At 70.1% G+C, this 8,188-nt stretch carries 6 protein-coding genes; 1 reads left to right on the top strand and 5 read right to left on the bottom strand.

Annotated features, from left to right (window positions below; translation table 11 throughout):
* Positions 1-57 precede the first annotated feature (57 nt).
* Together KBX21_RS17865 and KBX21_RS17860 are read right to left on the bottom strand one after the other, a co-directional pair.
* Complete coding sequence (locus tag KBX21_RS17865) at positions 58-1,440, bottom strand: permease prefix domain 1-containing protein (RefSeq protein ID WP_210842578.1); 1,383 nt, start codon at positions 1,438-1,440, stop codon at positions 58-60.
* On the bottom strand, positions 1,437-1,811 hold the full coding sequence (locus KBX21_RS17860) for a PadR family transcriptional regulator (protein ID WP_210842577.1): 375 nt from the start codon (positions 1,809-1,811) through the stop codon (positions 1,437-1,439). The genes KBX21_RS17865 and KBX21_RS17860 overlap by 4 nt, the downstream gene beginning before the upstream one ends.
* 292 nt (positions 1,812-2,103) lie before the next feature.
* On the opposite strand from KBX21_RS17860, the gene KBX21_RS17855 reads away from it, so the two are divergent.
* On the top strand, positions 2,104-2,280 hold the full coding sequence (locus KBX21_RS17855) for a hypothetical protein (protein WP_210842576.1): 177 nt from the start codon (positions 2,104-2,106) through the stop codon (positions 2,278-2,280).
* A 111-nt stretch (positions 2,281-2,391) separates the two neighbouring features.
* On the opposite strand, the gene KBX21_RS17850 is transcribed toward KBX21_RS17855, so the two are convergent.
* The 3 genes from KBX21_RS17850 to KBX21_RS17840 all read right to left on the bottom strand — a co-directional run bounded on the left by KBX21_RS17850 (position 2,392) and on the right by KBX21_RS17840 (position 8,078).
* Positions 2,392-3,780, bottom strand: coding sequence for a glycine--tRNA ligase (locus KBX21_RS17850; RefSeq protein WP_199776544.1), 1,389 nt, complete (start codon positions 3,778-3,780; stop codon positions 2,392-2,394).
* Between the two features lie 203 nt (positions 3,781-3,983).
* Positions 3,984-4,280, bottom strand: coding sequence for an antibiotic biosynthesis monooxygenase (locus KBX21_RS17845; protein WP_049571289.1), 297 nt, complete (start codon positions 4,278-4,280; stop codon positions 3,984-3,986).
* 105 nt (positions 4,281-4,385) lie between these two features.
* A complete protein-coding gene (locus tag KBX21_RS17840; RefSeq protein WP_210842575.1) occupies positions 4,386-8,078 on the bottom strand; it encodes a CDP-glycerol glycerophosphotransferase family protein in 3,693 nt (1,230 codons plus the stop codon).
* Positions 8,079-8,188: the final 110 nt, after the last annotated feature.

The raw sequence follows: 8,188 nt of genomic DNA, 5'->3' as shown, positions 1-8,188 counted from the left end.
CCGCCTCGCGTGTCAGGAGCCCGTGTGCCAGGAGCCCGTGTGCCAGGAGCCCGCGTGTCAGGAGAAGGCGAACAGTGGCGGGAACACCAGCACGACCACGGCCGCCCACAGCGCGTACACGGGCAGGTAGGTGGTCTGCCACCGCTCGACCGCCGCGAACGGCCGTCTCCCCCGCACGAAGCCCAGCAGCAGCCACGCCGACCACACCAGATGCACCAACAACACGAGGTTCAGGCCGAGCGCCGCCGTCTTGTTCGCGGTGAACCCGAACTCCGCGATCCGGGTCAGCATGGCCGTGAGCGCGACCGCGTTGACCGCCAGCGCGGTGCCCACCAGCGCGAGTTGGAGCCAGTCGAGGACACCCGGTGGGAGCAGCGGGTCGCGCGCCGAGATCGAGTACAGCAGCAGGAACAGGACCAGCACCAGGACCGCGTCCATGACGATGAGCATCTCGCGGTCGACCCTGGCCAGGGGGCCGTTCACCAGCATCGCCACCAGGTCGGCGACCAGCATCAGCAGCGCCAACGGTGTGAAGACCCTGCTCAGGACCGGCGTGATGTTCTCCACCACGCTCTTCTTGGCCTCCACCAGCCAAGCGGCCACCAGCAGCGCCCCGGGCACACCGAACGGCACGAGCCAGTCGGCGACGAACGGGGAGACGTCGACGTCGGCCAGCGCGAGCACCGCGGCGGTGAGGCCCAGCAGGACCACGGACCCCAGGGTGATCAGCACGAGGTACATCACGAGTTCGCCCGTGAACCGGACGTAGTCCATCCGCCGCTCGTGGGAGCGCCATCGACCGCCCGTGTGGAACACGCCCGCGAGCAGCCACAACAGGATCGGCACGTGCGTGATCGCGAGGACCTGGGTCATCCCGGGCGCCGGATACGGGTCGAGGGTCTCCTGGAACGGGTAGAGGTTCACCGCCAGAGCCGGGACCGCCGCGAGGGCGACCGTCACGGCGCCCACCTGCCAGGGGGCGCGGCGCTTCCAGGCGAACCACCCCGCCAGGAAGGGCAGCACCACGAACGGGAGGTTGCGGATCAGCACGATCTCGTCGTCCACCGCGCCAACCAGCAGCCTGACCGCGAGACCGGCGCCGAGCGCGAAGAGCAGCGTCGCCCCGAGCTCGCGCCAGCGCGACGCACCGGACTCCTCGTCGGCCTCGGGGACCAGCACCAGCTGTTTCCAGAGTCGGTGGGAGTGTTCTCTGGCGAACTCGCGCGAGACCGCGTCCAGAGCGCCCATGCGCTTGACCGCGACGAGGAAGGCCTCCTCGCCGTCCAGTCCACCCGACTCCAGTTCGGCGATCTGCTCGCGCAGGTGGTCCTCCATCTCCTCCACGTCCGGGGCGGAGATGGCGCGGCGGCGGGTCACGAATCCGCGCCACTGGTCGATCTGTTCCTCCAGCACCTCACCGCGTGCGGTGTCGCCGGTCACGCGAGCCCCCCGGCCGGGGCGGGGCCCGGGTACTCCGGGCGCGGCACGGACTCCCACACCTGCCGGAGCGCATCCGCGACCACGCTCCACTGTTCGCGCCGCTGTGCCAGCGCCTCCAGCCCCGCGTCCGTGATGGCGTAGTGCTTGCGCCGTCGCCCCGCCTCGGACCTGCCCCAGGACGCGCGCACGAGTCCGTTGCGCTCCAAGCGGTGCAACAGCGGGTACAGCATCCCGTCCGTCCAGGTCATCCGCCCGTCGGAGAGTTCGTTGACGCGTTTGACGATCGCGTAGCCGTAGGACTCTCCCTCGGACAGGATTCCCAGGACCAACGGTGTGGCCGAGGCGGCGACCAGGTCCTTGTCGATGTGCATGCTTGTCCTCACCCCCGTGTGTTCGCGACACGAACCCTAGCACCTCTAGGCATAGCACTCCTAGGCATACTGTCCCCCAGGACGAGGAGCGACCACTTCCGGTCGTCACGATTTACTCACGCGATGGGACAAGCGGGCCGAAACTCCCCCATCGCTCCTCGCGCCTGCCGTTAGGTTGAGTACCGGTGCTGCGGCCGTGTGCGGCCGGGGCGCCGAGGAGACGGCCGGAAACCACATCCCCCCGGGTCCGGCCGTCTCTGCTGTTCACCTCCGCCGCTGGGCTCCTGCCAAGATGAGCGGCACGAACTTCCTCCAGCTCCACGGCTCGCTCGCGCTGCGCGCAGAACTCTCCTCCTGGCTGGCCCGCAGCTGCGGCGTCCTCGCGGCGCCCGACCGGAGCATCGTCACCGGCGGTGTCCACCGGGGCGCTCAGCCTCCTGGTGCGCGTCCTCCGGGACCGGGGGCGTGACACCGTCGCGGTCGAGAGGTCCGAATCCGCGAGGGGCGTCCCGTAGACGCCGAACGGCCGCCCCTCCCCTGTTCGGGGACGGACGGCCGTGGGCGTTGGAGGCTCCGGGTGCTAGCAGCCGGGCAGGCGCTCCAGCAGGTACATCTCCACGCGGTCCAGGGACACGCGCTCCTGCGACATGGTGTCGCGCTCGCGCACGGTCACCGCGTTGTCCTCGAGGGTGTCGAAGTCCACCGTCACGCAGAACGGGGTACCGATCTCGTCCTGGCGGCGGTAGCGGCGGCCGATCGCACCGGCGTCGTCGAACTCCACGTTCCAGCGCTTGCGCAGCAGGGCGGCGAGGTCACGGGCCTTGGGCGAGAGGTCGGCGTTGCGCGACAGCGGCAGGACGGCGGCCTTGACCGGCGACAGGCGCGGGTCCAAGCGCATTACGGCGCGCTTCTCCAGCTTGCCCTTGGCGTTGGGAGCCTCGTCGACGTTGTAGGCGTCGAGCATGAACGTGAGCACCGCCCGGTCGACACCGGCCGCGGGCTCGATGACGTAGGGGATGTAGCGCTCGTTGTTCTCCTGGTCGAAGTACGACAGGTCGACACCGGAGGCCTCGGCGTGCGTCTTGAGGTCGTAGTCGGTGCGGTTGGCGACGCCCTCCAGCTCGCCCCACTCACTGCCCTGGAAGTTGAACCGGTACTCGATGTCCACGGTCCGCTTGGAGTAGTGGGAGAGCTTGTCCTGCGGGTGCTCGTACAGCCGCAGGTTGTCCTTGGCGATGCCCAGCTCCAGGTACCACTGGTGGCGCTGGTCGATCCAGTACTGGTGCCACTCCTCGTCGCTGCCCGGCTTGACGAAGAACTCCATCTCCATCTGCTCGAACTCACGGGTCCGGAAGATGAAGTTTCCGGGGGTGATCTCGTTGCGGAACGACTTGCCGATCTGGCCGATGCCGAAGGGGACCTTGCGGCGGGCGCTCTGCTCAACGTTCTTGTAGTTGATGAAGATGCCCTGTGCCGTCTCGGGACGCAGGTAGGCCAGGCCCTTCTCGTCCTGGACCGGGCCCAGGTAGGTGCGCAGGAGGCCGTTGAACATACGGGGCTCGGTGAAGGAGGCCTTGGCGCCGCAGTTGGGGCAGGCGATCGCGGCCAGGCCCTCGGCGGGCTCCTTGCCGTGCTTCTCCTCGTAGGCCTCGATGAGGTGGTCGGCCCGGAAGCGCTTGTGGCAGGACTGGCACTCGGTGAGCGGGTCGACGAACGCCGTCACGTGGCCGGAGGCCTCCCAGACCTCGCGGGCCAGGATCACGCTGGAGTCGAGGCCGACGATGTCGTCGCGCTCCTGCACCATCGAACGCCACCACTGGCGCTTGACGTTGTTCTTGAGCTCCACGCCCAGGGGGCCGTAGTCCCAGGCGGCGCGCAGACCTCCGTAGATCTCGCTGGAGGGGTAGACCAGACCTCGGCGCTTGGCGAGGTTGACCAGTGCGTCCATTGCCTCTGACTTGGCGGCCATGGGGTGACTCTCCATCCGGCTGGCGGTCGGTGGATCGCTGTTCGCGATACATCGTCGGTTCTGTTGGGAGGCGGTCCGCGCGCGGAGCCACGGATGTGGCGCACCGGGAGACCGCTTCCCACCAGGCTAGAGCAATCCGGAGGCGGGCGCGCACCGTTTGTGCGGGCCCCGCCCCGACCACGTGTGGAGGAGGGCCGCGAGGGTCAGGACGACGTCTCGCCGCTGGCGAGGATCTCGAACGCGGAGGGTTCGTCGATGGCCCGGGAGAGCAGGGGGACCGCGTTGACCTTGACGTCGAAGTCGGACAGGGCCCGCCGGTAGAACCCGGCACCGTCCCACTCGGTGACCACGGTCCACAGCGTGGGTTCGTCGGCTGCGCGGCCGATGCGGTGCCACCGGAATCCGGGGCGCTGGGCCAGGACCGCCACTGCGGCGTCGGCGTCGGTTCGGAAGGCCTCGGTGTCGGCCTCGGGCACGGAGTATCGGGTGATGACGATCACCCGTCCATTGTGGCGCAGACGCGGGAGCGGGCCGCCCCGGAGGTGGTCCGGAGCGGCCCGAGCACGGCCGGGGTGAAGGGCGGACCCGAAGCGGGCGCCGCCCCGCTACTCCTTGCCGAAGACGCGGTCCACGACCCGGGCGGAGGCGTGGCCGTCGTCCAGGGGGCAGAACTGGTCCACGAACGACCGGTAGGAGGCGCCGCTGCGCTTGGCGACCTCGTCGATGTCCAGCAGGGACTCGATGACGTCGTCGGAGCGGGTCAGCAGCGGTCCGGGGGCGGTCTCCTCGAAGTCGAAGTAGAACCCGCGCAGGTTGTCCCGGTAGCTCTCCAGGTCGTAGGTGAAGAAGAGCATGGGGCGGCCGGTGTTGGCGAAGTCGAACATCATCGACGAGTAGTCCGTGATCAGCACGTCGGTGATCAGGAAGAGCTCCATGATCTCCGGGTACAGGGACACGTCGTAGACGAAGTCCTCCCCCACGATCGGCACGCTGTCCACCACCCGGGGGTGGCGGCGCACCAGCAGCACGTGGTCGTCGCCGAGCTTCTCGTACATGCGGCGCAGGTCCAGGTGCAGGTCCAGCTTGTGCTTGCCGCGCGTGTAGTACTTGTCGTCCCGCCAGGTGGGGGCGTACAGGACCACCTTCTTGCCCTCGGGCAGGCCCAGCAGGCGCCGGGTGCGCTCGGCGACGGCCTCGCGCTCCGCTGAGAAGAAGATGTCGTTGCGCGGGTAGCCGGTCTCCAGGACCTCGCCCTCGAACCGGAAGGCGCTGCGCAGGATCGGGGTGGCCCAGGGGCTCGGCGAGACCAGGTAGTCCCACTGCCGGGTCTCCCACGCGAGCTTGTCGAAGTAGTCGCGTGACTTGCCCCGGATGTTCTCCACGTCGAAGCCGATGCGCTTGAGCATGGACCCGTGCCAGGTCTGCACGACCACCTGGTCGGGGTGGCGGTGGAACCACGCGGGCTGGCGGGAGTTGCTGACCAGGTACCGGCTGCGGGCCAGCTCCCGGAAGTACTCCTCGCCCTTGTGGCGGACCGGCGCGAGGTCGTCGGGCAGGCGGACCTGCCCGTCGGCGACCAGCCAGGACATCGGGTAGTCGGCCCACTTGTCGCGCTTGCGCAGCTCCGCGTAGAGGCTCTGCGGGCTGTCCGAGTACTGGCGCCCGGTGTAGGTGTCGAAGAGGATGCCCTCGGTGACGGGCTCCGCGCGCTGGGCCGGGTAGAAGGTCTCACGGAGCTCGCGCTGGGCGAAGGCGCCGCGTTCGACGGGGCGCAGGTCGGTGCCGACCTGGAGCACCGGGATGCCGCGTCCCTGGTAGGAGAGCGTGTACGTGCGCTCGGGGCTCTCGGTCTCGGTCGGCAGGTCGTGGATGAGCGAGTCGGTGAACTCCACGCCCACGTCCACGCTGGCCGTCTCACCGCCCTCCCCCGCGGTCTCCTCGCTGACCCGGCCCCACAGCTGGTAGGAACCGGTGGACAGCGAGAGCTCGCCGGACAGGGTGGCGATGCGGGAGGGGTCGAACCGGGCGGTGAACCGGTTCCCGGACCGCTCCACGGTCAGCGCGTGCTCCTCGTCGCGACCGCGTGCCTTGGCCACCACGCTCAGTTCGTTGCTCGGGGAGAACTCACCGCCGAGGACCAGGACGCGCTCCTGCCACTCCGCCCGGTCCACCCAGGGGTGGGCCCGGCCGGCCCGCAGCTTGAGGTGGCCGGTGAAGGTGCGCTGCACGGCCAGCTGCTGTTGGGCGCCCTCGGAGTCGTAGGCGGTGGTCCGGGCCTCGTCGGGCAGGACCAGGGGGACAGTGCGCTGGTCGGCGGTGACCAGGTGGGCGTCCCACTCCTCCTGCCGGATCACGCCGCCGCACTCGCTGAGGCTGCGGGCGAAGAGCTCCTCAGCGCGCACCCTGGCCTCGAAACGGCCGCCCTGGATGGTGACCGGGTAGCTGAGCCTTGCCGTGCCGGGGCGCCGCACCAGCCGCAGTTCGGTGGCCTCGGCGGCGGGCGCGGACAGCAGTTCGCCGCCCACGGTGAGTTCGGCGGTGCGGGCGTCGAAGCGGTGCTCGGTGACCTGGGCGCGCGCCGGTTCGACGGCGATGACCAGGTGCCGGTCCTTGTTCCAGTGCGGGCGCACCCACACGTCGTCGCCGACGCTCTGGTAGCCGGGCCGCTCGGGCGGACCGGGCACGGGGCTGGAGACGATGCGGCGGCGGGCCAGGCTGCGGTTGAACACCACCAGCTCGATCTTCCACTCGCCGGGCTCCCAGTCACCGGAACCCCGCAGGCGGCGGGGGTCGACGACGACCGTGAAGCCGCCGTAGTCGTGGCGTGCGGAGTCGGGCAGGTCGGGGAGCCGGTACTCGGCGGCCAGGCGGGTCCGTACCGGGACGCGCACGCGGCGCTTGGTGGCCGTGTTGACCACGAAGGCCACCACGTGCTGCTGCCAGCGTTTGCGGGCGCGCAGGTTGCGGATGCCGATCCGGCCGCTGACGTGCAGTCGGCCGTCCTCCCAGTGGATGTCCTCGGTCTTCTGCCGGACCTTGATCTCGTCCTCGAGACGGTAGATCTCCCGGGGGACCGCCTTGGCCGGGTCCTTGGCTCCGAAGAACGGGTAGCGGATGTAGTAACCCAGCCCCTGCCGAACGACCGTGGCCTTCTTGATCTCCACGCTCTTGGCGAAGGTGGCCACCTCCAGCACGTCGTCCAGCCGCCGCTTGCGCACCAGGTGGTACAGGAGGCGGTCCAGCACGTTCAGGCCGCGCAGGAGGCTGTCCGGGACGTGGTCGAGGTAGGCGTTGAGCAGGTCGAGGACGGTCTCGCGGACCTTCTCGTCCGCGTCGTCGAGGCGCAGGACGAGGCGGTGGAGTTCGCCCTGGAGGCGGATGCGGTCCCACAGCTCGCGGTCGGCCGTGGTGAGGTCGGCGCCGAGTTCACGCATGGCGGTGACGCGGCGGGTGAGCGCCTCGCTCTCCAGCGGGATGCCCACCTTCTCGCGTTCGCGCATCAGCAGGACGGGCGCGGGCAGGACGTCGACGGCCTGGGCGAGCAGGGTGGCGCGGCCGATGGCGAGGTCGGTGTCCTCCTTGGTGACGCCGTGCTCGGGCAGGGAGTCCCAGAACTCCCGGCGCCAGAGCCGGTTGCCGAGGGTGGCGTCCGCGATCAGGCCGGGAACCGCCCTGGGGTCCTCCGCGAGCCGGTGGCGACCGAACTTGCGGTGCGCCTTGGAGGGTGCGGCGCCCAGCTCGTTGAACTGGTGGACGTTGCCGATAACCAGGTCGGAGCGGGTGTCGGCCGCGCTCTGGGCCAGGTGGGCCAGCGCGTAGGCGGTGAGCGCGTCGGAGCCGGAGAGGAACAGCAGGTGGCTGCCGGTGGCGACGGCCGCGCCCCGGGAGCGCGCCCCAGTGTGGTGGGGGGCGGGTTCGCCGGGCAGGAGGGTGACCCTCAGCCCGGCGGGCGGTGCGGCGGCGAAGGCGGTGGCGGTGGCCAGCCCGTCCTCGCGCGCGGACTCGACGGCCTCGTCCCCCTGGTCGTTCTCCTCCGGAAGGGGCTCGTCTGCGGTGGTCGCCTCGTCGTCCCCGTTCGTGTCCGGGTCGGTGGTCCCGGGGTCGGACGGCTCCGGCGCGGGACCGCCGTTGGTCGTGCGGACCGGGGCGAGGACGATCTCGATGTCCGGTCGTGCGGCGCCGTCGCGCGCCGCCGCCCCGGTCTGGCTCTCGTCACGTTGACGGGCCAGTGAGTCGAGGCAGTTCTGCAAGTGCGGTTCGGTGACGTCGAACGTCACGATGACTGTGGGTTCGGGCACGGAAGTTGACACCCTCCGGAGGGTTCGTCTCTACACGACGTGCGGGCACCGTGGTGCGGACGGTCCGCATGGAACAGACGGTCAGTAACTGAATGTAGACGGTTCACGAC

The sequence above is a fragment of the Nocardiopsis sp. B62 genome (assembly GCF_018070675.1).
Classification (GTDB): domain Bacteria; phylum Actinomycetota; class Actinomycetes; order Streptosporangiales; family Streptosporangiaceae; genus Nocardiopsis; species Nocardiopsis prasina.
Note: the sequence above shows the minus strand (reverse complement) of the source record. Positions and strands in the feature narration are given on the sequence as shown.